Consider the following 21687-nt stretch of genomic DNA (forward strand, 5'->3'; position numbering starts at 1 on the left):
CGCAAGATCTGGTCCACCAACCCCCTTGAGCGGCTGAACAAGGAGATCAAGCGACGCTCCCGCGTCGTAGGCATCTTCCCGAACGAAGCCGCCGTCATCCGCCTCATCGGAGCCGTCCTGGCCGACACCCACGACGAATGGCAGGTCGATGACCGCCGCTACCTCTCCGAAGGCTCCATGGCCAAGCTCTACCCAACCCGCGATACTGAGACCGTCGCCCTCGAAAAGAGCGACCGGTAGGCAACGAGCATCACCTCAAAGCCCACCACTCAACGGGGCTCTATCCCCAACGAGGCCGACACCGGGTGGCCGACGCGGAGCGTGGCGCGCTCCATCAGGGCGCGTGCTGTCACCGCGAAGTCCGGCAGGAGATAGCCCGTCGACACGGTGAACAGCACCCCGAACTCGTCGCCGCCCAGCCGCGCCACCATCGCGTCGCTCGGCGCGATGTCGGTGAGGACGTGCCCGATCTCCTGGATCAGCACGTCCCCGGCGTCGTGCCCGAGCGTGTCGTTGGTGAGCTTGAGGTGGTCCACGTCGGCGACGATGATGATCGCGGACCGGCGCTCGGGACGGGACACGTCCACCGCGGCGATGGTGACCGCCTCGTCCCAGGCCCGGCGGTTGTGCAGCCCGGTCAGGGGGTCGAGCTGCGCCTGCTCCCGCACCTCGGTGTAGGCCGTCCGGATCTGCTCGGCCTGCTTGCGGTGGGCCTCCCGGTCGGCCTGCATCAGCCGGATCAGGACGATCGGCGTGGCGAGGAGGAGGTAGGCCCACGGTCGGTCCTGCGCCGTCGCCACGATGCAGAAACCGATGGGGGCCAGGAGGGCGTCCACGGAGAAGGTCCACAGCAGCGGTCTGGCCATCTGGCGGGGAGGGACGCCCTGCACCGCTCCACGGACCAGCGCAGTGCCCCCATCGACGACGATCTGCGCGACGAGCGCGAGCACGAGGATCGCGAGTGGAGCGGTCGTGTCGTTCCGCGTTCCGAAGAACGTCAGGACGGCCACCGGGCCGAGACAATGGATGGCATTACCGATCCGGAGGAGGTACGAGTGAATCGGGAAGCGGAGATCCTCGCTCGTGTGGCTACCGATCAGGACTCCGATCAGCACGATGCTCGGAGCCCATCCCCACGGCAGGGCAAAGACCATCGCGACCATCACGGGCTCGGTGGCCTCGAACGCGCCGGTGGCTGCTGGGAACTCGGTCCTGAATCCCAGGACGTACACCGCCACGAGGTAGGCGGCAAGGGCGTACGAGTGCCAGGAGGCGGAACCTGCCAGGGTCAGGAAGTAGCAGCAGCCGCCGACCACGACGAGTGACAGACCCCAGGCGCTCGCCCGGTCCCAGCGGGAGGGCGCGGACACGAGCAGCTCCGCTCGGAGCTCGTCCGCCCCGGGGGAGTCCAGGACGCTCGCCCCAGGGACGTCATCGTCCTTGCGATGCTTCCCGTTGGTGGTCACGAGTCACATCACGGGGTGTTGTACCGCCACGGGTCGACCATCACGTCGTCGACCAGGAAGGTGCCTCCGTAGGCCTGCACCGTGATCGAGGTCTGCTGCACGCCGGTCCAGTCGGTCCAGTCGGGCACGACCATCGTGGGGGAGAGCTTCCACCCGGGGGTGGACCCGTCGAGCCGATAGGTCGTCGTGTAGGAGCTGCGAAGCCAGAGGTTGCTGGTCGAGGTGATGCGCACCACGAGCGTCGAGCCGGGCACGCCGGGCGATCGGTAGAACAGCCGAGCCCGGTCGTGGTCGCTGGCCGTGCAGAAACGGGCCGAGGTGGCCGAGCCGTAGGACCCGAGGGCCAGGGACCCGCCGCCGGCGGACATCACGTCCTGCGGGCTCGAGGAGTTCACGACGGTCACGGGCCCGCTGGTCGACCAGGCGTTGGTGCCCTCGGTGAAGCTGCCGTTCTGGACGAGGTAGTACCACCCGGCGTCCCCGACGTCGACCAGCGGCTGCTGGACGGGCTGCTGGGGGCAGGACTGCGTGCCGAAGAAGGACGACGAGCTCTGGGTGGGGGTGTCCGAGTCGGCAGCAGGGGCGGCCGCGTGAGCTGCGGGGACGGCGCCTGCGGCGATGCCGAGGGACAACGCGGCAGCGGTCAACCAACGACGCATCGTGCACTCCAAGGTGAAGGCGGGTTCTGCGTTGATGCGTGCCCGCGACGTCTCCGGTTGTGACACTTTGTGGCGATTTGCGCACGCCGTGGCGCTATTCACCCGCATTCAGCGGACGAAGACCCTGATTCCGCTGGGAGAACCCTGACCCCGGACACCCGGGGCGCCGGGTGGGAAGTCCAGTCCCACGGACCCGCGCTCCGAACGGCGCGCCTCCTTGTCCAGCCGGGACGCCTCGTCCGCCTCGATCAGGGTCTGACCGACAAGCCCTCCGGGACCGCAGCTGGCCTGGCCCAACGAGGCGGAGAGCCGCACGGGGAGGTCCGAGCGGTGGGCCAGCATGGCCTCGCGCACCTGCCCCACCAGGTCGACCTGGCCGCGTCGAGCCGGAGAGAGGACCAGGACCGCGAACTCGTCACCGCCCAGTCGCGCGACGGTGGCGTCGGACGGGACGCACTCGCGCAGGACCTGCGCGAAGTCGCGGATGAGCGCGTCGCCCAGCCCGTGGCCGTAGATGTCGTTGGCGACCTTGAGCCGGTCGAGGTCGGCGCACAGGACGGTGGCGACGAGGGGCCTGGCGGTGTCGGTCAGCCGTGCCTGGGCATCGGTGACGGCGTGCGTCCAGCCGCGTCGGTTGGCGACGCCGGTGAGGATGTCCCGGCGTGCTGCCGCGCTGGCTGCGGCATACGCGTCGTGCATCGCGATCGACTGGGCCAGGTAGGTCTCCCGGTCGCTGGCGAGGAAGCGCACGAGCAGGATCGGCACGGCCACGAGCGCGATCGCGACGGGGTGGTACGGGCGCACGGCCATCACCAGGGCCCACCCGAGGACGGCCAGGGGGACGTCGACCTTCCACGTCCACAGCAGCGGTCTGACCATCTCCCGCAGGGGGGTGCCGTGCCACCGGTCCGCGAGGTAGGCCGACAGCCCGTCCAGCAGCAGCTGGGCCAGGACCGCCGCCACGAGGACGGCGGGCGTGGGGTCGACCATCCCCTGGGCATCACGGGAGCCCCACAGGACCGCCACGGGCGCCAGGACGTGCAGCGCGTTGCCGGCCTCGAGCAGCAGCGCCCGCGGGCGCCGTCGGCCGTCGAGCCAGCCACCGACGAGTACCGCCGCCAGGACGGTCAGGGCGACCCCGGGCAGCGGCGCGGCGAGCAGCAGGCCCATGAGCACCGGTTGCGTGGGCACCGAGCCGCCCACCGAGGACTCGAACGGTGACCGGAAGGCGAACAGGTAGAGGACGCCGAGGCCGAGGCCCACCAGGACGCAGCGCAGGCTCGGCGGCGTGTAGCCGATCGTCGCCACGAGCACCGCCGCGACGATCGCCAGCACGCCGGGCAGGGCCGACAGGACGCGGGCCCCCCAGGGCGTGCTCCGCCACTGGTCGTCGGAGCAGCTCTGGTCGTGGTGGCCGGCTGGCAGGTCCATCACCTGCGGCGGGTGCGACGACGTCCCCGCCACGTCGTCGTGCCGGGGATCGAGCTGCCTGCTGGTCAGCCGCTCCGAGATCGCCATGGGTCGATGAGGACGTCGTCGACGAGGACGGTCCGCACGGAGTCGAAGGGAGTGGCGTTGACGAACGCGATGGAGATCTGCTGCACCTTGGTGGTGGCGTGGTTGGGCACGCTCACGACGGGGGACAGCTGCCAGCCGGTGCGGGACGTGTCGACGGTGGTGCCGTAGGTATAGGTCCCGGTGTCCGAGCGGACCGTGGTCCGCACCAGCAGCCTGCTGCCCAGCTGTCCCGTGCCCTTGTAGAAGAAGCGGAAGGAGTCCTCGCCCTCGCCCACGCACAGCTCGGCGGTGCGTGCCGAGTCGCCGGGCCAGAGCCGCAGCGAGCCGGTCAGGGCCTCGCGGTTGACGTGCCACGGCTCGTTCTCAAGAGCCAGGCTGAACATGCCGTTCCACCCCGCGCCCCACCGGTTGAAGCCACCGTTGGGGACGGGGAAGTACTCGTTGGGGTCGCCGAAGCGCGACAGCATGGGTGAGGTGGTGCGCGCCGGGCAGCCCGAGACGGCATACGTGCTGTCGGTCTCGGACGCCTGGGCGGAGGAGGCGCCCGCGAGCCCACCCGCGATGGCGGCGAGCGTGGCGGTGAGCACCGCGATGAACGTGTGCACGAGCACTCCTGAAGGACGGTACGCAGCGGAATCGGCACGCTGCGTGATGGCTTGCCCCTATCTCAGCAGTCGGGCGCCGTTCGAGACCCCCCTTGGCGGCGGAGGCAACCCCAATGGAGAGCGGAAATACCCCGGAGGGGCCAAGTAGTGCACAAGCACGTGTGCGGACAGTGACCGGTCGCGACCAAAGGTCAGCGACGCCGTCACGGTGCGCGATCTGCGCGCTGCCTGTGCGCGAGCCGATGGTCGTGCGGCGGCGGTGTCGGGGAGGATGGAGACGCCCCAGCACGCCATCGCACCGGAGGAGCCCACCGTGAGCGTCCAGCCCCCGCACGTCCTCGTCCTGCCCACCGAGGGCGTCGCCGACCACGTGGCGAGCCAGCTGCGCGAGGAGGGCTTCGACCCGGTGGAGGTGGACGGCGGCCAGGACGGCTGGACCGTCCGCATCACCGACTCGCGCCTCCCGGACGCCGACGGCGGTGGCGCCGTCGAGGGTCTGAAGACGCGGTTCCGGGCCCTGGCCGAGCAGCACCAGGGCACCTACATCGAGTCCTAGGCGGCCGATCCGGCCGGCGCCGGGTGGCCCCGGCGCCCCGGAACCCGCCTCGAAAGCCCTTCTGTCCACAGGTCGCCGCGTCCCGGGCGCGGCCGTCCACAGGCACGCCGACAGACCTGCGCGGCGGACCTCCTTCTCCAGACGATGGACACGTCCACGCAGCGAGAGCAGGAGGAGAGCAGCCATGGTCAGGTCTTTGGTGAGGCGCACGGGTCAGGTCCGGGGATGGTTCCGCGGACGCTGGCAGCAGGTCAGGACGGACGGTCGCCACGAGGCGGGCATGACGACGGCGGAGTATGCCGTGGGCACGATCGCGGCTGCGGCGTTCGCGGCGGTCCTGATCGCGATCGTCCGCTCCGACGCGGTGCGGTCGGCGCTGACGTCCATCATCACCACTGCGCTGTCGACGACCGGCTGACCCGTGGTCACGACGGAGCTCGCCGTCGGGACCCTCTCGGTGGCGCTGTGCCTGGCGATCGGTCTGCATGCCGTGGCGCTGGGCATCGACGAGGTGCGGTGCGTCGACGCGGCGCACGTGGCGGCGCGGTCTGCGGCCCGGGGTGATGGTGCCGACGTGGTCCTGGGTCTGGCCCGGCGACTGGCGCCGGCGGGGAGCTCGGTCGGGTCGGGCGTCGGGGCGGGGCTCGTGACGGTGCGGGTCAGGGCCCCTCGGCGTGGCCTGGCGCGCCTCCTTCCCGGTGTGCCGGCCCCGTCGGCCGAGGCGACCGTGCCGGTCGAGGTGGGCGCCGGGGAGGAGGGTGCCGGAGAGCAGGGCAGCGCCGACGTCGGTCGGTGACGCGGCGCGGCGGCGGTGCGGATCGCGGTGTGAGGGCGGTGACGAGAGCGGCGGTGGCGAGGCTGGGGCTGACGGCGGTGGTGCTCCGTCGTGAGGGTCGGTCCGCCGAGCGTGGTTCCGGCTCGGTGCTGGTGCTGGCGGTGTGCCTGGTGGTCCTGCTGGTCGCGATGGGCGCCCTGTCGGTGGCAGGCGTGGTGCTGGCCGGTCACCGGGCGCGCGCGGCGGCGGACCTCGCGGCGTTGACGGGTGCGGCCCGGGTGCGCGACGGCCTGCCTGGTGAGGCGTGCGCCGCAGCCGGGCAGGTGGCCCGGGCCAACGGGGCCACCCTGGACGGCTGCCGGGTGGCCGGTGAGGTGGTGGAGCTGCGGGTTCGGGTGGCCGTGCCGGGCCGGCTCGGTGCGGCGAGGGCCGACGCCCGGGCCGGGCCGGGACAGCACGAGGCCCCGCCCTAGGTGGGCGGGGCCTCGCGCGCCGGCGCGTGCTGGTCGCGGGGTGAGCCGCGCGGCCGGCTCAGCGGCGGGTGTCGTCCCAGCTGGTCGCGCCGTCGGCCCGGTCGTTGCGGGCGGCGCCGCCGTCACGGAGGTCCCGCGTGTCGCGGACGGTGTCGGTGCCACGGGCGTCGCGGACGTCGTCGTGACGGGCCGTGCCGGTGCGCGGGTCCGCGCTCGTGTCGCGGCGGGTCTCGTCGCGGCGCCCGCGATCGGCCTGACCGATGCGCTCGCTCTGGCGCTGCTCGCGACGCAGCTCCTTGAGCTCACGGCGCTTGCGGGCGCTGCGCTTGGCGCCGAGGGACATGAGCCACAGGCCCAGGGCCAGGGCGATGGCGGACAGGACGCCGATGAAGAAGATCAGCGTGGGGGACAGGCTGACGGAGTTGCCGAGCAGGTCCCAGCTGATCTTGGCGCCCGACGTGGGCAGTCCGTAGACCGCGAGGACCCCCGCCGCGAGGGCGGCGAGGACGAGAAGGAGACCGAGGACGACCATGGTGATGCTCCTGACGATGGGGGGCCGGGGCGGGTGGTGCCAGGCCGGAGGTCTGGACCGTTGGTGGTGCACGGCGAGGATTCGTGCAGCAGGCTACGCGACCTCGGGTGCCGTGCGGGAGTATTCAGGTCAGCTCTGTCGACGTCCGGTGGTGGCTCAGCGTCGTCACGACCCCCGACAGCAGACGCCTGGCGGCGCCCTTGTCGAGCGGTTCGTTGCCGTTGCCGCACTTGGGGGACTGCACGCACGACGGGCAGCCCGCCGGGCAGGCGCACGCCGTGATGGCGTCGAGCGTCGCCGAGAGCCAGGCCTCGGCGCGGTCGTAGCCCCGCTCGGCGAACCCGGCCCCGCCGGGGTGCCCGTCGTAGACCAGGATCGTCGGCAGCCCGGTGTCAGGGTGCAGCGCGGTCGAGACGCCACCCACGTCCCAGCGGTCCGCGGTGGCGACGAGGGGCAGCATGCCGATCGCGGCGTGCTCTGCGGCGTGCGTCGCCCCGGGGATCATCAGCGCCTCGACCCCCAGCCCGGCGAGCCACTCCTCCGTCATCGTCCACCACACCCCGCGGGTGCGCAGCACGGACTCGGGCAGGTCCAGCGGGTGCTCGCCGAGCACCTCCCCGGAGGGCAGCCGCCGCAGGAAGGACGTGACCCGGGAGCGCACCGCGACGCTGCCGAAGCACAGCCGCAGGTCGTCGCCCAGGTCGACGTGGCGGTCCTCGGAGAGCAGGTCGAAGGCCGAGTCGGACCGCGCCGTGGTGGTCCAGCCGGGATCGCCCTGGACGACCAGGGCGCAGGACTGGTCCAGGTCCAGCTCGGTCACCACGTGGGGGCGGCCCTGGTGGAGGTAGACCGCGCCCGCGTGCACCTGGCGCTGGGCGGCGGAGTGGTCCACCGTCCCGAGGACGGCTCCCGAGCGGCGCTCGACGATCGAGACGACGGGCTCGCCGGAGCCGCGCAGAGACACGTGGTCGTGAGCGCGGTCGGGCCTGGCCCAGTACCACCCGCCGTTGGGACGGCGGCGCAGGACACCGCGCCGCGTGAGGGTGTCGAGCAGCCCGGGCATCGTGGGCCCGAAGGTCGCGACGTCGTCCAGGGTGATCGGCAGCTCGGCCGCGGCCGCCGCCAGGTGGGGGGCGAGGACGTAGGGGTTGTCCGGGTCCACCACGGTCGCCTCGAGGGACCGGTCGAAGATCGCCTCGGGATGCGTGACCAGGTAGGTGTCGAGGGGGTCGTCGTCGGCGACGTAGACCGCCAGCGCCTCGCGCCCCGAGCGCCCAGCCCGCCCGGCCTGCTGCCACAGCGACGCGAACGTCCCGGGCCACCCGCACAGCAGCACGGCGTCCAGGCCGGAGACGTCGATGCCCAGCTCGAGGGCGTTCGTGGCGGCGAGCCCCATGATGCTGCGGTCCCGCAGGGCGCGCTCGAGCTCACGTCGCTCCTCGGGCAGGTAGCCGCCGCGGTAGGCCGCGACCCGCCCGTCGCGCCCGTGGCGCATCGACCGGGTCGCCTCGGCGAGGACCTCCACCCCCTTGCGAGAGCGGGCGAACGCGACGGTCTGGGTGCCGTCGTCCACCAGCCGAGCCAGCAGGTCCGCGCTCTCGGACAAGGCCGAGCGTCGCGAGACCGCCGACCCGTCGCTCGGGCCCTCCGGGGGCACCGCGGCGCCGTGCTCGTCCAGCAGCGGCGGCTCCCACAACGCGAAGGACATCGGCGCGCGCGGCGAGCCGTCCTCGGTGACGGCGACGCAGGGCAGGCCGGTGAGGCGGCCCGCGTGCGCGGCCGGGTCCGCGACCGTGGCGGAGGCCAGCACGAACGTGGGGTCGGCGCCATACCGGGCCGCCACGCGCCGCAACCGGCGCAGGACCGCGGACAGGTGGGCCCCGAACACCCCGCGGTAGATGTGGCACTCGTCCACCACGACGTAGCGCAGCGCGCGCAGGAAGGGCGCCCAGCGCTCGTGCCTGGGCAGCAGGGAGTGGTGCAGCAGGTCGGGATTGGTGAGGACGTAGGCCGCGTGCTCGCGGATCCAGCGTCGCTCGTCGGCCGGGGTGTCCCCGTCATAGGTCGCGGCCCGCAGCCCCGGGAGACCCAGCGCGGTCAGGCGGGCGAGCTGGTCGGCGGCCAGCGCCTTGGTGGGCGACAGGTAGAGGGCGGTCGCCCCGCGCCCCGACGGGGCCTCGGTGCCGTCCAGCACGGCGGTGAGCGCGGGCAGCAGGTATCCCAGCGACTTGCCGGACGCCGTGCCTGTCGCGAGGACGGTGTGCTGACCGACGCGGGCGTGCTCGGCCGCCTCGGCCTGGTGGCTCCAGAGGCGGTCGACCCCGGCCCCCTGCCAGGCTGCGGCTACGGCCGGGTGGACCCAGGAGGGCCAGTCCGCGGTGCGCGCCTCCCGCTCCGGCAGCACCTCGACGTGGCGCAGCCGCTCGACCCGGCCGGCCCGCGTCAGGCGGTCGAGGCTGGTGCGCGGGTCGAAGCCGCGCGGCGGAGCGCTGGGCGCGCTGGTGGCGGAGGAGGGCATCGGCACAACGGTACGCGGGGGAGGACGTCCGAATGGCGAACATCGTCACGCGCCGCGTATCAACGGTCGCGCCCCGGGTATGCCGCGGGCAACGAGGACGTGCGGCCAGCGCCGCGTCGTCTGCGGTCGAAGCCACGGCCGCCTCCGGCCCCCGCTCCGGCGGGCGACATTCCCCCGGGCCCCTGGCCTGGTCAAGGAGGACCGATGACCGTTCACCTCACCCCCACCGTGGTTCGCGACCGGGTCACCATCCGCATCACCGGCGAGCTCGACCTCGTGCAGGCCCCCCGGCTGCACGAGGCCATCGACACGGTCGTCACCGCCGGCGCGCGTCAGGTCGTCCTGGACCTGACCGATCTCGCCTTCATCGACTCCAGCGCCGTCGACACGATCGTGACTTGCCTGCGCCTCATGCGCCCCCTCGGCTGCGACCTCGGGGTCGTGGCCACCCGCGACGCCATCGTGCGGCCGTTCACCACCACCGGCACCGACCAGGTCGTCCGGCTGGTCGCCAGTGCAGCCGAGCTCGGCGAGGTCTGCGAGCTCGCCGCCGCCCGCGACCGGCGCCGCGCCGGGGCCCGCACGGCCGCAGCGCCGCGCACCAAGGCGTCCTGAGCCGGCACCACCGCGCGACTCCATCCCCGGCCCCCGGTCATCGCTGCACCCACGCCGTCGGGACCGCCATAGGGTGGCGGCCATGACGGACCTCCGACCCGAGCCGGCGCTGGTGGCCGCCCTGCGCGCGGACCTGCAGGACCTCGACTACTCCGTCGACCGCGTGGGCGTGGCCCTCGGTCCGGTCGCGTCGGCGGCCCTGCACCGGGAGCAGCCGCTCCCCGCCCTGCGCGTCACCGCGGCCGACGACGACCCCGTGGCACTGCTCGTCCGCGCCTTCACCCTCGGCCGGCCGGTGCCCGCGGCCCGCCTGGACCAGGCGCTGCCCCGCACGCGGGTCGAGGGGCTCGTCGAGCTCGGTCTGGCACACCGGGCGGGGGACCAGGTGCAGGCCACCGTCGACCTGCGGCCCTACGGCGACGAGAGCCACACCTGGTGGGTGGTCTCCGACCTCGGCGAGCTCGCCCTCGGGCACGCCCTGCCCACCGACCACGTCCTCGGGATCGGCGGCGCCTCGACCACCCTCGCCTCGTGGACGCCTCGCCGCCCGGCGGCCCGCGCCCTCGACCTCGGCACCGGGTGTGGGATCCAGGCGCTGCACCTCGCCGACCACTGCGGCGAGGTCGTGGCGACCGACCTCGCCGAGCGCGCCCTCGTCGTCGCCCGCTTCAACGCGGCCCTCAACGACCAGGAGTGGGACGTGCGCGGCGGCGACCTGCTCGAGCCGGTGGCGGGCGAGACCTTCGACCTCGTCGTCTCCAACCCGCCGTTCGTCATCACCCCGCGGGTCGCCGGCGTCCCGACCTACGAGTATCGCGACGCGGGGGCCGAGGGCGACCAGGTCGTCGAGCGGCTGGTCCGCGGCCTGCACGACCACCTCAACCCCGGGGGTCTCGCGGTGTTCCTCGGCAACTGGGAGATCCCCGTCGGCGCGACCTGGCGCGACCGCTGGGGCGGCTGGCTGGACGGCACCGGTCTGGACGCCTGGGTCGTGCAGCGCGAGGTCCAGGACCCCGCCGAGTACGCCGAGCTGTGGGTGCGCGACGGGGGCACCAGCGGCGGGCCCGAGTTCGAGCGCCTCTACGCCGCCTGGCTCGACGACTTCGCGTCACGGGACGTCGGGCAGATCGGCTTCGGCGTCGTCGTGCTGCAGCGTCCGGTCTCTGACCGGCCGGCCTTCCGCGACCTGGTCGAGGTGCCGGGCCCGGTCTCCTCGCCCATGGGCCCGGTGATCGACGCGGGTATGGCGGCGCGCACCTGGCTCGCCGAGCACGACGACGCCGCGGTGCTGGGCACGGCCTGGCGGCTGGCCGACGACGTGACGGAGGAGAGGTTCGGCCGGCCCGGCGATGTCGACCCGGCGATCATCCGGGTCCGTCAGGGTGGCGGGCTCGGGGTGATGCGCACGGCCGGCACGGCGCTCGCGGCATACCTCTCCGTCGCCGACGGCACCCTCACGGCCTGCCAGGCGCTCGTCGCGATCGCGGCGCTGCTCGAGCGCGAGGTCGACGAGGTCGTCGCCGAGACGCTGCCCGTGGTGCGCGACCTGGTCAAGGACGGCCTGCTCGTGCGGACCCGCCGGGACGAGCCGGTATGCCGTCCGCCCGCCGCCTCCGCTACGGTGACCCGGACGGCGCCCCGACCTGCTAGCGACGACGAATCCGTCGCACGGGGCCGGTCAGACAGGTAGGGAAGAGACACGTGGCAACCAGCACCGGGCGCAAGCTCGTCATCGTCGAGTCCCCCGGAAAGGTCAAGTCCATCCAGGGCTACCTCGGGGACGACTACGTCGTGGAGGCCTCCATCGGCCACATCCGCGACCTGCCCAACCCCCGTGAGCTCCCCGCCGACCTCAAGAAGGGCCCCTTCGGCAAGTTCGCCGTCGACGTCGACAACGGCTTCGAGGCCTACTACGTCGTCGACGCGGACAAGAAGAAGAAGGTCACCGAGCTGCGGCGCCTGCTCAAGGACGCCCCCGAGCTCTACCTCGCCACGGACGAGGACCGCGAGGGCGAGGCCATCGCGTGGCACCTGCACGAGGTGCTGAAGCCCAAGGTCCCGGTCAAGCGGATGGTCTTCAACGAGATCACCAAGGAGGCGATCCAGCGGGCCGTCTCCACCACCCGCGACATCGACCAGGACCTGGTCGACGCGCAGGAGACGCGACGGATCCTCGACCGGCTCTACGGCTACGAGGTGTCGCCGGTGCTGTGGCGCAAGGTCCGTCAGGGCCTGTCCGCCGGGCGCGTGCAGTCCGTCGCGACGCGCATGGTCGTCGAGCGGGAGCGGCTGCGGATGGCCTTCCGCAAGGCGAGCTTCTGGGACGTCGAGGGTGACTTCGCTCCCGAGGGCGGCGGTCAGGCGTTCACCGCCCGCCTGACCGAGGTGGCGGGCCGGCGCGTGGCCCAGGGTCGCGACTTCGCCGACGACGGCACCCTCACCGCCAAGAACGTCGTGCACCTCGACGAGGAGACCGCCCGCACCATCGCGACCTCGGTCATGGCGATCGACGTCATGGTCACCGACGTCGCCGAGAAGCCCTACACCCGGCGCCCGTCGGCCCCCTTCATCACCTCCACCCTCCAGCAGGAGGCGAGCCGCAAGCTGCGCATGAGCAGCAAGAACGCCATGCGCGTGGCCCAGCGCCTCTACGAGGGCGGCTACATCACCTACATGCGCACCGACTCGACGACGCTGTCGGAGCAGGCGCTGACCGCGGCCCGCCAGCAGGCCCGTGACCTCTACGGCGCGGAGTACGTCCCCGACAGCCCCCGCCGCTACGAGAAGAAGTCCAAGAACGCCCAGGAGGCCCACGAGGCGATCCGCCCCGCCGGCGACCGCTTCCGCACGCCCGCGCAGGTCGCCGGGCAGCTGCGAGGCGAGGAGTTCGCGCTCTACGAGCTGATCTGGAAGCGCACGGTCGCCTCGCAGATGGCCGACGCGCGGGGCTCCACCGCCACCGTCCAGCTGGGCGGCGAGCTCGCCGACGGACGCCGCGTGACCTTCGCCGCCAGCGGCACGGTGATCACGTTCCGGGGCTTCCTCGCGGCATACGAGGAGGGCCGGGACGAGGAGGAGGCCGCCGCCCGCGCGGCCGCCGACGAGGAGCGTCGCCTGCCCAAGCTGTCGGTGGGCGTCGCCCTGGACACGCTGCGCTCGGAGGCCGAGGGGCACGAGACCAAGCCGCCGGCGCGCTACACCGAGGCGACGCTGGTCAAGGCCCTCGAGGAGAAGGGCATCGGTCGTCCGTCGACCTATGCCGCGACCGTCGGCACCATCCAGGACCGCGGCTACGTCCGCACCCGCGGGTCGGCGCTGATCCCGACCTGGCTGGCGTTCGCGGTGACGCGCCTGCTCGAGGAGCACTTCACCGAGCTCGTCGACTACGACTTCACCGCCGACATGGAGGAGAGCCTCGACCAGATCTCCCGCGGCGACCTGGGCCGGGTCCAGTGGCTGCGCCGCTTCTACTTCGGCGACGAGACGCGCGACATCGAGGGCCTGTCCGAGCTCGTCGAGGACCTCGGCGAGATCGACGCCCGCGAGATCTCGACCATCCCCCTCGGCGACGGGATGGTCGTCCGCGTGGGTCGATACGGGCCGTATGTCGAGGAGGTCCTCCCCTCCGGCGTCGACCCGGTCACCGGCGAGGTGGCCGACGGTGCCGAGGTCCCTGCCACACCCCGGCGAGCCACCATCACCGACGACCTCGCCCCGGACGAGATGACCCCCGACAAGGCGCGCGAGCTGCTCGAGCTGGCCTCCGACGACGGGCGCGAGCTGGGGCAGGACCCCGAGTCGGGGCGCGCGATCGTGGCCCGGTCGGGGCGCTACGGCCCCTATGTCACCGAGGTGCTCTCCGACGAGGAGGCCGAGCTCAAGGGCAAGGCCAAGATCAAGCCGCGGACCGCCTCGCTGTTCAAGGACATGGACCTCGGCACGATCGAGCTCGACGCCGCCCTGCGGCTGCTGTCCCTGCCCCGCGTGGTCGGCACCGACACGGAGGGCGTCGAGATTACCGCGCAGAACGGCCGCTACGGTCCGTACCTCAAGAAGGGCACCGACTCACGCTCGCTCGAGACCGAGCAGCAGCTCTTCGACATCACCCTGGACGAGGCGCTCGCGATCTATGCCCAGCCCAAGCAGCGCGGCCGTGGCGCGGCCAAGCCACCGCTGAAGGAGCTCGGCGAGGACCCCGTGTCCGGCAAGGCCGTGGTCGTCAAGGACGGTCGCTTCGGCGCCTACGTCACCGACGGCGAGACCAACGCGACCCTGCGCAAGGACGACGACATCGAGACCCTCACGCCTGAGCGGGGGTTCGAGCTGTTGGCCGAGAAGCGCGCCAAGGGCCCGACGACCCGCAAGCGCGCCGCCAAGAAGGCACCGGCCAAGAAGGCGGCGAAGAAGGCACCCGCCAAGAAGGCGGCCGCGAAGTCCACCACGGCCAAGAAGGCGGCGCCGCGGGCCGAGTGACCGCGCCGGACGTCCGCGGGGCGATGACCGCCCCCGGACGTCCGCGCGTCGGGCGACCGTCCGAGGCGACCGTCCGAGGCGACCGTCCGCGGCGTCGGTCCGCGATGTCCCGGGCTGCCCCGTGACCTAGGGTTGCTCGGATGAAGCCCCGAGCCCCCCTCGGCCCCCTCGCCGTCGCGGCGACCCTCGCCCTGAGCCTCGCCGCATGCGGTGGCGGGACCACGACGTCAGCGACCTCCACGACCTTGGCCGGCACGTCCACGACCACCCAGGGCGTGACCCCTACCTCCGACCCGTCCTCCCCGACGTCCAGCGCCGCCACCAGCTCGGCGTCGGCCGCGACGAGCACCCCGACCGCCCCCACGTCGGCAGGTTCGTCCACCGCGACCTCCACCCGGGCCACCACCAGCGGCGGCGGGATCGCGCCCGCCCCCACCGCGACGGTCGGGACGACGGAGTTCTGCTCGACGCTGCGGAGCGCCGACTACCGGCCCACCGACCTGACCACGCTGCCGACGGGCTCGGTGCAGGACACCGTGGGTGAGGTGGTGGAGCGTCAGGAGCGGCTGGCCTCCGTGCTGACCCCTGCCGAGCTGACGGCCGACTGGCAGACGACCACGGGGGCGTTCGACGCCATCGCCCAGCGCGTCAGCGACTCCGGCAAGGACGCCGCGGTCGCGGGCATCGTCGAGACCGAGCTGGCGAGGGTGGCCCCCGCCCGCGAGCGCGTGCTCGAGGCCGCTGCCGCCTGCCGCTGATCGGTCGGGCCGCCCGAGACCGGTGCAGGTCCGGTGTCAGATCTGACCAGCAACCTGCACCGATCCCGGCCCTGATCCCGGCCCTGATCCCAGCGCCGCGTCCAGGTCGGCGACCAGGTCGCGCACGTCCTCCAGCCCCACCGACAGGCGCAGCACGTCCGCGTGCGGCCGGGCCTCGGCGGCGACCGGCCGGTGCGTGAGCGACGCCGGGTGCTGGATCAGGCTGTCGACCCCGCCGAGCGAGACGGCGTGGGTGATGAGGCGGGTGCGCGAGACGGCGGCCGCAGCGGCGTCATACCCACCGCGCACGGCGAACGCGACCATCGCCCCTGGCCCGGCCAGCTGCCGACCGAGCAGCCCCAGCGGGTCCTGGCCCGGCAGCCCGGGGTAGTGCACGCGTTCCACGGCCGGGTGCCCGGCCAGGTGCTCGGCGATGACCTGCGCGGACTCCTGCTGAGCACGCACCCGCACCGGCAGGGTCTGCAGCCCGCGATGGAGCAGGTATGCCGACAGCGGGTGCACCAGGCCCCCCGTGAGCGCGCGCACCGAGCGCAGGCGGCGGGCCCAGTCCGGCGTCGTCGCGACCATGCCGGCGATGACGTCGCCGTGGCCGCCGAGGTACTTCGTGGCGGAGTGCATGACGAGGGTCGCTCCGTGGCGGCGGGGCTGCTGCAGCACGGGGGTGGCGAAGGTGTTGTCGACGAGCACGGGCACCCCGCCCGCCTGGCGCACGACGTCCTCGAGGTCCAGGAGCTCGAGGGTGGGGTTGGCGGGGGTCTCGACGAGGACGAGGCCGGTCTGCGGGGTGACGGCGTCGCCGATCGTGCCGGCGTCGGCCCAGGTGACGGTCGTGCCGAGCAGCCCGTGGTCGAGCAGGTGGTCGGTCCCGCCGTAGAGCGGGCGGACGGCCACGACGTGCGGCGTCCCCGCGCTGACCGCGGCGAGCAGGCAGGCGGACAGGGCGGCCATGCCGCTCGCGAACGCCACGGCCTCCTCGCACCCCTCGAGCGCGGCGACGGCCTCCTCGGCACGGGCGACCGTGGGGTTCCACAGCCGTTGGTAGACGAGGGTGTCGCCCGGCCCGGGACGCCCGCCGGTCGCGAGGTTCTCGTAGCTCGCGCCACCGGCGTCGACGTCGGGGACCGGGTTGGTCGTCGAGAGGTCGATCGGGGGCACGTGCACCCCCAACCCGGTCAGGTCCTCCCGGCCTCCGTGGACCGCGAGGGTGTCGGGTCGGCCGGCTCGGTCGGCTGGGTCAGCATCGGGTCGGGTGTGCGGGGTGGGCATGGTGGTCCTCCTGGACTGCGTCGTTGCAGCGGGCCCGTTCGTGGCGGGCCGCTCCTCCAGGGTATGCCGGGCCGCACGCTCACCGGCGCTGGGGCGTCCGAGGCGGCGATCCTCCGGTCATCGGCTCCATCCGCAGGAGATCGATCAGCCACGGCCGGGTGTCGAGCACCGGTGCCACTGCCAGGCCAGGGTGAGGAGGGGCAGCAGCAGGCCTGCCGGCCCGGCCACCAGCGCCGGCCCCAGCATCGCCAGCAGCGCGGTCTCGTAGCCCCGCGCGACGCCCAGCGCACCGGCCGGCGCGAGCCCGAACGGCGTCGGGATCATCACCGACATCAGCTCGAGGTCGACCGGCCGCGAGCCGGCGAGCAGCGAGGCCGTCGCCGACAGCACCAGGGCCGGAGCCGTCCACCAGGACAGGCCCACGGCCGGGACGGCGAGCACGCTCCACGCGGAGGCGACCAGGACCGGACCGGCCAGGTGGGCCAGGCGGACGGCGTCGTCGGGCAGCGGCAGGTCGCGGCGCAGGCCGCTGGACTGCGCCCAGGCGACCAGCCCCTCGCCGACGGAGCGCGTGAGCACGGCGGCACCCAGGCCCAGGGCGGGGAGGGCGACGGCCGGTGGGGCGAGCGCCGCCACCAGGACGCCGGCGACGAGCAGAGGTATGCCGAGGAGCAGCCGATCGCCTTGTCGCCGCACGCGCTCCAGGTCCCGCAGCAGGAGGGCGGCCACGCCGGTGCCCCTGCCTCGACGTGACGGGAACGACCCACGAGCCCCGAGGCGCGCCCGCGCTGACCGGTTCATCGCGGCGCTCGCGTCCATCATCAGCACGGAATGGTGTGCGGCCGAGGCGCTCTCGCCGGCGCGACGCAGCTCGACCCCGTCGACGCGGTCGATGCGGCGGTCGGCGAGGACGAGCAGCGCGAGGGCGATGAGCAGGCAGAGGACGAGGAGCCCGACCGCCAGGATCGGTGCGGTGATCGATGCTCCGACTGTCGCAGCCCCGCCCGGGCCGAGCATCGTTGCCAGCCGGGCGATCCCGGCGCAGAGCACGCCGATGAGCCCGAGGGCCAGGGGGACTCGCGCGGCCCACCGGCGCGTTCGCGGATCCGACTGCGCGGCAGCGACGGTCGCGACCACGAGCAGCGCGGCCAACGCGCCGACCGGGATTCCCCAGGTCACTGCGGACGGCAGGACCGGGAGGCCCGCCGTCGCGAGCACCGTTGAGCCGCAGAGGGATCCGAGCGCAGCAGCCCCGATCGCCGTGGCCCACAGTCGTCCTCGCAGGACGGGGCGGCGAGGCGCGGGCCCCGACAACAGCCAGGTCAGCTGCGCCGCACCGGCGCCGACGGGCCCGAATCCGACGGCCAGCCGGGCGATCCCGGCCAGGGCCAGCAGGCCGAGGGCCACGGCCGCGACCGCCCCGCCGCCGTGCACGCAGGCGGCCCCGGTGCACGTGCCGCGTGCCATGAGGTCGCTCCACCCGCTGGTCGTCATCACGGCGAGCATCGCGAGTGCCAGCGCCCACATGTAGATCTCGGTGAAGGCCCCGCCCGGCTCGCCGTGCGCCCGCCGCGCGCGAGCGAGGTAGGCAGCCGCCTCAGACGTCACCGTGCAGCTCCACCACGCGGGCTCCGGACCGGGAGACGAGGCCAGCGTCGTGCGAGGCCATCAGGATGCTGCGGCCCGAGGCTGCCTGCGCCGCAAGGTGGTCCGCCAGCCATGACCGCCCGTCCGCGTCCAGGCGTTGCTCCGGCTCGTCCAGGACGAGCAGCGACCAGGGGCGCACCAGCGCCACGGCGAGGGAGAGCCGCCTGCGCTGCCCGCTCGACAGGGTCCAGGGCACCTGGTCGGCGACGTGCTCGATGCGGAGCTCGGCCAGCGCGGCGTCCACCAGCTCGTCCGGGTCGGGCACGCCGTGGGCCCGGGCCAGCACGTCCAGGTGCTCCAGGACGGTCACGTCGGGATAGAAGCCGGCGTCGTCGAGGATCGCGCACACCGCGCGCCGCACCTCAGGGTCCTGGTCGCGCAGCGGAGCCCCGTCGAGCGTCACGGTCCCCGCGTCGGAGGACTCGGTGCCGAGCAGGCACCTCAGCAGGGTGGTCTTGCCGACGCCGTTGGGGCCGACCAGCGCCACGACCTCACCGGCGCCCACCTCCAGCGACAGGTCCGTGACGACGGGGCGCCCGGCATACGACTTGCGCAGTCCTTGGACGTGGACCCGGGCCGGCCCGCCGTCCGGCAGCCGCACCGGATCGTGATCGCTCATGCCCTGTGCGACTCGCTCGGGTCGGCCCGGGTTCCGGCGTCCTGCGGATCGGCGCACGATCGTCGGCGCAACGGGCTTGACCCTCACGCGACGTGAGGCGCCACGGTGGTCCCATGACCGCGACGACAATGGGACTCATGCAGTCCCTCACCGTGGGCCAGGTGGCCGAGACCTATGGCGTGACGGTGCGAACCCTGCACCACTACGACCAGATCGGCCTGCTGAGCCCGAGCGAGCGCAGCCACGCGGGGTACCGCCTCTACACGGCGGAGGACCTCGAGCGGCTGCAGCACGTCGTCGTCTACCGGCGGCTCGGCTTCTCCCTCGAGGAGGTCGCCGAGTTGCTGGCCGACGTCGAGGCTCGCGGTGGCGAGGGGGCTGCGGAGCACCTGCGTCGTCAACGCGCAGCGGTCATGTCCCGGCTCGACGAGATGCGCGATCTCGTGCGTGCCATCGACAACGCACTGGAGAGAACCATGACCAAGAAGCCAGCCACGAGCGAGGACCTCAAGGAGATCTTCGGCGAGGGATACAACGAGGAGTACCAGGCCGAGGCCGAGCAGCGCTGGGGGGACACCCCGCAGTGGCAGCAGAGCCGGGAGCGCCAGTCGTCCATGACCGCGGAGGACTGGGCGAGAGTCAAGGCCGAGACCGAGACCCTGGAGCGCGATCTCGCGGGTGCGGTGGCGGCGGGGGAGCCCTCCGACGGCGACGTCGCGGCGGCCCTGGCCGAGCGCCACCGGGCGAGCATCGAGCAGCACTACGACTGCCCACACGCGTTCCAGGTGAAGCTGGCGGAGATGTACCTTGCCGACCCGCGCTTCACCCAGCACTACGAGGACCTGCAGCCGGGTCTGGCGCAGTGGCTGCACGACGCGATCGTGGCCAACGCCGCACGGCACGGCGTCTGATCACCGTCTCGTCGTGCCCACGGGCGGGCCGTTCCCTGCGGGGAGCGGCCCGCCTCGCGTCGTCCCGGGCGGCACCTCGTGGTGGATCCCGTATGTCGTGACGCGGTGACCTCTCGCGGGGAGCCGCACAGATCTGCCCCGTTTGGTGTGATATCGGCCGAAACGTCCGTATCGTTGATGCCGTCCGCCGGCTGCCGAACTCTCCCCACTCGTCCCGCGGGCTCACACGGAAGGGCACCACGTGCACCACGACCAGACGTCTCGCGCCCGTCGCCGACGCGCGCTCACCCTCGGTCTCGCCGTCGGGATCACGTCCCTCGGCGCCGTCTCCCCAGCCGTGGCGGGTGCAGCTCCATCCCTGTCCGCCGCCGACGTTCAGGTCGAGCCGGCCAGGCCCGACCCGTCGAGGACGCCCAAGCCGCCCAAGCCCCCGAAGACCAAGGAGCCGAAGCCCCCGAAGCCGCCCAAAACCAAGGAGCCGAAGCCTCCCAAGCCCCCGAAGACCAAGGAGCCGAAGCCTCCCAAGCCGACGAGGACGCCGCGGCCGCCGAGGGCGACCCCGACGATCCCGCCCGCGCCGCCGTCGACCCAACCGTCCCCGACCCAGCCGGCGCCGTCGAGCACCACCACGCCGCGACCGCAGCCGACCAGCTCGTCGCCGCGGCCGACCACCACCCAGCCTCGTCCCACGACGCCGGCCCCGCCGAGCACCACCTCGGCACCGCGCCCGCCGGCCCCGCCGAGCACCACCTCGGCACCGCGCCCGCCTGCCCCGCCGAGCACCACCTCGGCCCCGCGGCCACCGGCACCCTCAAGCACCATCCCCGCGCCGCAGCGTCCGAGCGTCCCCGTTCCCGCACCCGGGACCACGTCACCCACCGCGCTGCCGCCCGCCGTCCCGGTGGCCCCGGGCACTCCGGGCGCCCCCGCCACGAGCCTCGCCATCAATCCCGCGAGCCCGACCGCGGCCGCGGCTGCAGCTGCAGTCGCCGCGTACGGGACGACCGGCACGACCAGCACGACGGGCACGACCGGCGAAGTTGGCGAGGCCGGCACCGCGACCGCCGCCGCGTCCGCCGCTGCAGCCTCGACCACGCCCGGTCAGCCGAGCCCGAACGCCGAGTCCACCACGGCGACCGCCGCACCGGGCGGCTCCGGGGGCAGCTCCGGTGGCTCGCGGGGCCTGGCGGCCGGCGTGTTCCAGGACCCGAGCGACAACGTCGGCCGGGTCGGCGCCTTCTGGGCCGCGCTGGTGGCCGTGATCTCCAGCTGCGTCATCTATCTCCGCCGCCGCAACGAGCGTCTCCAGCCTCTCACCTGACCTGACCTGACCTGACCTGACCAGGCCCTCGCCTGTCCGCCCCCGCCCATCGCCTCACCGTCTGGACGCCGGTCGACCCCCAAGGACCTCACGCATGGCTCTCCTCCGCCCCGGGCTGCCCCGCCGCGCCTCGGCCCGCTCCTCCTCCCGCTCCGTCAGTCGGCCGGGCCGCCGTTCCTCAGCCAGCTCCGCTCAGCGGCCCGCGGCCGGTCGACCCGTCGGCATGGTTCCGGTGGTGCTGCTCGGCACCGCCGGGCTCCTCTCCGTGGGCGCGCTGGCCGGGGCCGGCACGTCTCCGACGCCGGAGACCCAGGAGCGCGCATCCCGGGTCGTGAGCGCCGACCTCGCCGCGCACACCCCCGCGGCGCCTACCCCGGAGGCCGCCGTCCCCGCCGGTGCTGCCACCCCCAGCCCGGCCCTCGAGCTCGGGACGGACTCGCTCGCCGTGCCCACCGGCGCGGCGGCCGGGGTCGCTCCGACCGCGTCGGCCCCCGCCACCACCGTTCCGGCCCCGACCGCGTCGGCCCCCGCGAGCGTCCCGGCTCCGGCAGCGGCGCGGGTCTCCCGGCCGGGCGCAGCCAGGGCCACCGCACCCGCGGGGTCCGGGGTCACCCCGAGCGTGCGGGCCCTCGACCCGGTGGACCCGGTGGAGGCCTGGCGGGATCCGGGGGAGAGCATGGAGCGGACGTCGCTGACCTTCCTCGCGATGGCCGCTGCCCTGGGGCTGTTCGTGCTCTGGCTCCGGCGGCAGCACCACACCTAACCGAGCTGAGCTGCGGGCTCGCGTCGTGTTGTCTGGGGACCCCTTGGGGCGTCGCAGGCGACCTGAACTGAGCTCCGAGTTCGCGTCGTGTCGTCTGGGGACCCCGTGGGGGGTCGTGGGCGACCTGAAGTGAGCTGCGGGCTCGCGTCGTGTCGTCTGGGGGCCGTCTGGCGCGTCGCAGGCGACCTGAA

Annotated in this window: 22 protein-coding genes; 12 read left to right on the forward strand and 10 right to left on the reverse strand. The window is 73.6% G+C overall.

The features are described 5' to 3' along the window. Window positions 1–240: IS256 family transposase (locus tag K313_RS21580; protein ID WP_034254022.1), on the forward strand; the 240-nt coding region annotated here is incomplete at its 5' end. 29 nt (window positions 241–269) lie between these two features. On the opposite strand, the gene K313_RS0117285 is transcribed toward K313_RS21580, so the two are convergent. The 4 genes from K313_RS0117285 to K313_RS0117300 all read right to left on the reverse strand — a co-directional run bounded on the left by K313_RS0117285 (window position 270) and on the right by K313_RS0117300 (window position 4248). Further along, window positions 270–1466 carry a GGDEF domain-containing protein gene (locus K313_RS0117285; protein WP_029212688.1) on the reverse strand — a complete coding sequence of 399 codons (1197 nt, stop codon included), beginning with the start codon at window positions 1464–1466 and terminating at the stop codon, window positions 270–272. Window positions 1467–1474: 8 nt separating this feature from the next. Next, the gene (locus K313_RS0117290) at window positions 1475–2125 is read right to left on the reverse strand and encodes a hypothetical protein (protein WP_156911452.1); all 651 of its coding nucleotides are present in this window, start codon (window positions 2123–2125) and stop codon (window positions 1475–1477) included. 108 nt (window positions 2126–2233) lie between these two features. Then, entirely contained in the window at window positions 2234–3643 is a 1410-nt protein-coding gene (locus K313_RS22680; RefSeq protein WP_029212690.1) for a GGDEF domain-containing protein, read from the reverse strand. After that, a complete protein-coding gene (locus tag K313_RS0117300; RefSeq protein ID WP_029212691.1) occupies window positions 3622–4248 on the reverse strand; it encodes a hypothetical protein in 627 nt (208 codons plus the stop codon). The genes K313_RS22680 and K313_RS0117300 overlap by 22 nt, the downstream gene beginning before the upstream one ends. A 313-nt stretch (window positions 4249–4561) precedes the next feature. On the opposite strand from K313_RS0117300, the gene K313_RS0117305 reads away from it, so the two are divergent. The 4 genes from K313_RS0117305 (at window position 4562) to K313_RS0117320 (ending at window position 6052) form a co-directional block, all read left to right on the forward strand. Further along, window positions 4562–4804, forward strand: coding sequence for a hypothetical protein (locus K313_RS0117305; protein WP_156911453.1), 243 nt, complete (start codon window positions 4562–4564; stop codon window positions 4802–4804). Between the two features lie 184 nt (window positions 4805–4988). Next, window positions 4989–5222, forward strand: a complete 234-nt coding sequence (locus K313_RS23225; RefSeq protein ID WP_029212692.1) for a DUF4244 domain-containing protein — start codon at window positions 4989–4991, stop codon at window positions 5220–5222. Window positions 5223–5225: 3 nt separating this feature from the next. Then, window positions 5226–5600 (forward strand): TadE family type IV pilus minor pilin, encoded by a 375-nt coding sequence (locus tag K313_RS0117315; RefSeq protein ID WP_019286534.1) that lies wholly within the window; start codon window positions 5226–5228, stop codon window positions 5598–5600. Between the two features lie 53 nt (window positions 5601–5653). After that, window positions 5654–6052 (forward strand): Rv3654c family TadE-like protein, encoded by a 399-nt coding sequence (locus tag K313_RS0117320; RefSeq protein WP_029212693.1) that lies wholly within the window; start codon window positions 5654–5656, stop codon window positions 6050–6052. Window positions 6053–6110: 58 nt separating this feature from the next. On the opposite strand, the gene K313_RS22685 is transcribed toward K313_RS0117320, so the two are convergent. Beyond that, window positions 6111–6584 carry a LapA family protein gene (locus K313_RS22685; RefSeq protein WP_019286532.1) on the reverse strand — a complete coding sequence of 158 codons (474 nt, stop codon included), beginning with the start codon at window positions 6582–6584 and terminating at the stop codon, window positions 6111–6113. A gap of 124 nt (window positions 6585–6708) precedes the next feature. Then, complete coding sequence (locus K313_RS0117330; protein WP_029212694.1) at window positions 6709–9102, reverse strand: DEAD/DEAH box helicase; 2394 nt, start codon at window positions 9100–9102, stop codon at window positions 6709–6711. Window positions 9103–9306: 204 nt separating this feature from the next. On the opposite strand from K313_RS0117330, the gene K313_RS0117335 reads away from it, so the two are divergent. The 4 genes from K313_RS0117335 to K313_RS0117350 all read left to right on the forward strand — a co-directional run bounded on the left by K313_RS0117335 (window position 9307) and on the right by K313_RS0117350 (window position 14948). After that, on the forward strand, window positions 9307–9717 hold the full coding sequence (locus K313_RS0117335) for an STAS domain-containing protein (RefSeq protein ID WP_029212695.1): 411 nt from the start codon (window positions 9307–9309) through the stop codon (window positions 9715–9717). Between the two features lie 82 nt (window positions 9718–9799). Next, window positions 9800–11407, forward strand: coding sequence for a N5-glutamine methyltransferase family protein (locus K313_RS0117340; RefSeq protein ID WP_029212696.1), 1608 nt, complete (start codon window positions 9800–9802; stop codon window positions 11405–11407). Between the two features lie 11 nt (window positions 11408–11418). Beyond that, entirely contained in the window at window positions 11419–14190 is a 2772-nt protein-coding gene (gene topA / locus K313_RS0117345) for a type I DNA topoisomerase (RefSeq protein ID WP_029212697.1), read from the forward strand. 140 nt (window positions 14191–14330) lie between these two features. Continuing rightward, entirely contained in the window at window positions 14331–14948 is a 618-nt protein-coding gene (locus K313_RS0117350; protein ID WP_029212698.1) for a hypothetical protein, read from the forward strand. Window positions 14949–14984: 36 nt separating this feature from the next. On the opposite strand, the gene K313_RS0117355 is transcribed toward K313_RS0117350, so the two are convergent. The 3 genes from K313_RS0117355 to K313_RS0117365 all read right to left on the reverse strand — a co-directional run bounded on the left by K313_RS0117355 (window position 14985) and on the right by K313_RS0117365 (window position 18501). Further along, on the reverse strand, window positions 14985–16235 hold the full coding sequence (locus K313_RS0117355) for a trans-sulfuration enzyme family protein (protein WP_029212699.1): 1251 nt from the start codon (window positions 16233–16235) through the stop codon (window positions 14985–14987). 144 nt (window positions 16236–16379) lie between these two features. Further along, a complete protein-coding gene (locus K313_RS0117360) occupies window positions 16380–17843 on the reverse strand; it encodes a DUF6297 family protein (RefSeq protein ID WP_029212700.1) in 1464 nt (487 codons plus the stop codon). Then, a complete protein-coding gene (locus K313_RS0117365; RefSeq protein ID WP_051274196.1) occupies window positions 17833–18501 on the reverse strand; it encodes an ABC transporter ATP-binding protein in 669 nt (222 codons plus the stop codon). The genes K313_RS0117360 and K313_RS0117365 overlap by 11 nt, the downstream gene beginning before the upstream one ends. 113 nt (window positions 18502–18614) lie before the next feature. On the opposite strand from K313_RS0117365, the gene K313_RS0117370 reads away from it, so the two are divergent. Further along, the gene (locus K313_RS0117370; protein ID WP_029212702.1) at window positions 18615–19412 is read left to right on the forward strand and encodes a MerR family transcriptional regulator; all 798 of its coding nucleotides are present in this window, start codon (window positions 18615–18617) and stop codon (window positions 19410–19412) included. Between the two features lie 375 nt (window positions 19413–19787). Here K313_RS0117370 and K313_RS0117375 read toward each other — a convergent pair whose 3' ends face one another. Next, on the reverse strand, window positions 19788–20327 hold the full coding sequence (locus K313_RS0117375; protein WP_029212703.1) for a hypothetical protein: 540 nt from the start codon (window positions 20325–20327) through the stop codon (window positions 19788–19790). Between K313_RS0117375 and K313_RS22690 the strand changes: the two genes are divergently transcribed. After that, window positions 20314–20733, forward strand: a complete 420-nt coding sequence (locus K313_RS22690; protein ID WP_029212704.1) for a hypothetical protein — start codon at window positions 20314–20316, stop codon at window positions 20731–20733. The two genes, K313_RS0117375 and K313_RS22690, sit on opposite strands and share 14 nt — an antisense overlap. Window positions 20734–20827: 94 nt before the next feature. Beyond that, window positions 20828–21496, forward strand: a complete 669-nt coding sequence (locus K313_RS0117385) for a hypothetical protein (protein ID WP_156911454.1) — start codon at window positions 20828–20830, stop codon at window positions 21494–21496. Window positions 21497–21687 lie beyond the last annotated feature (191 nt).

This window comes from Arsenicicoccus bolidensis DSM 15745 (assembly GCF_000426385.1).
Lineage (GTDB): Bacteria > Actinomycetota > Actinomycetes > Actinomycetales > Dermatophilaceae > Arsenicicoccus > Arsenicicoccus bolidensis.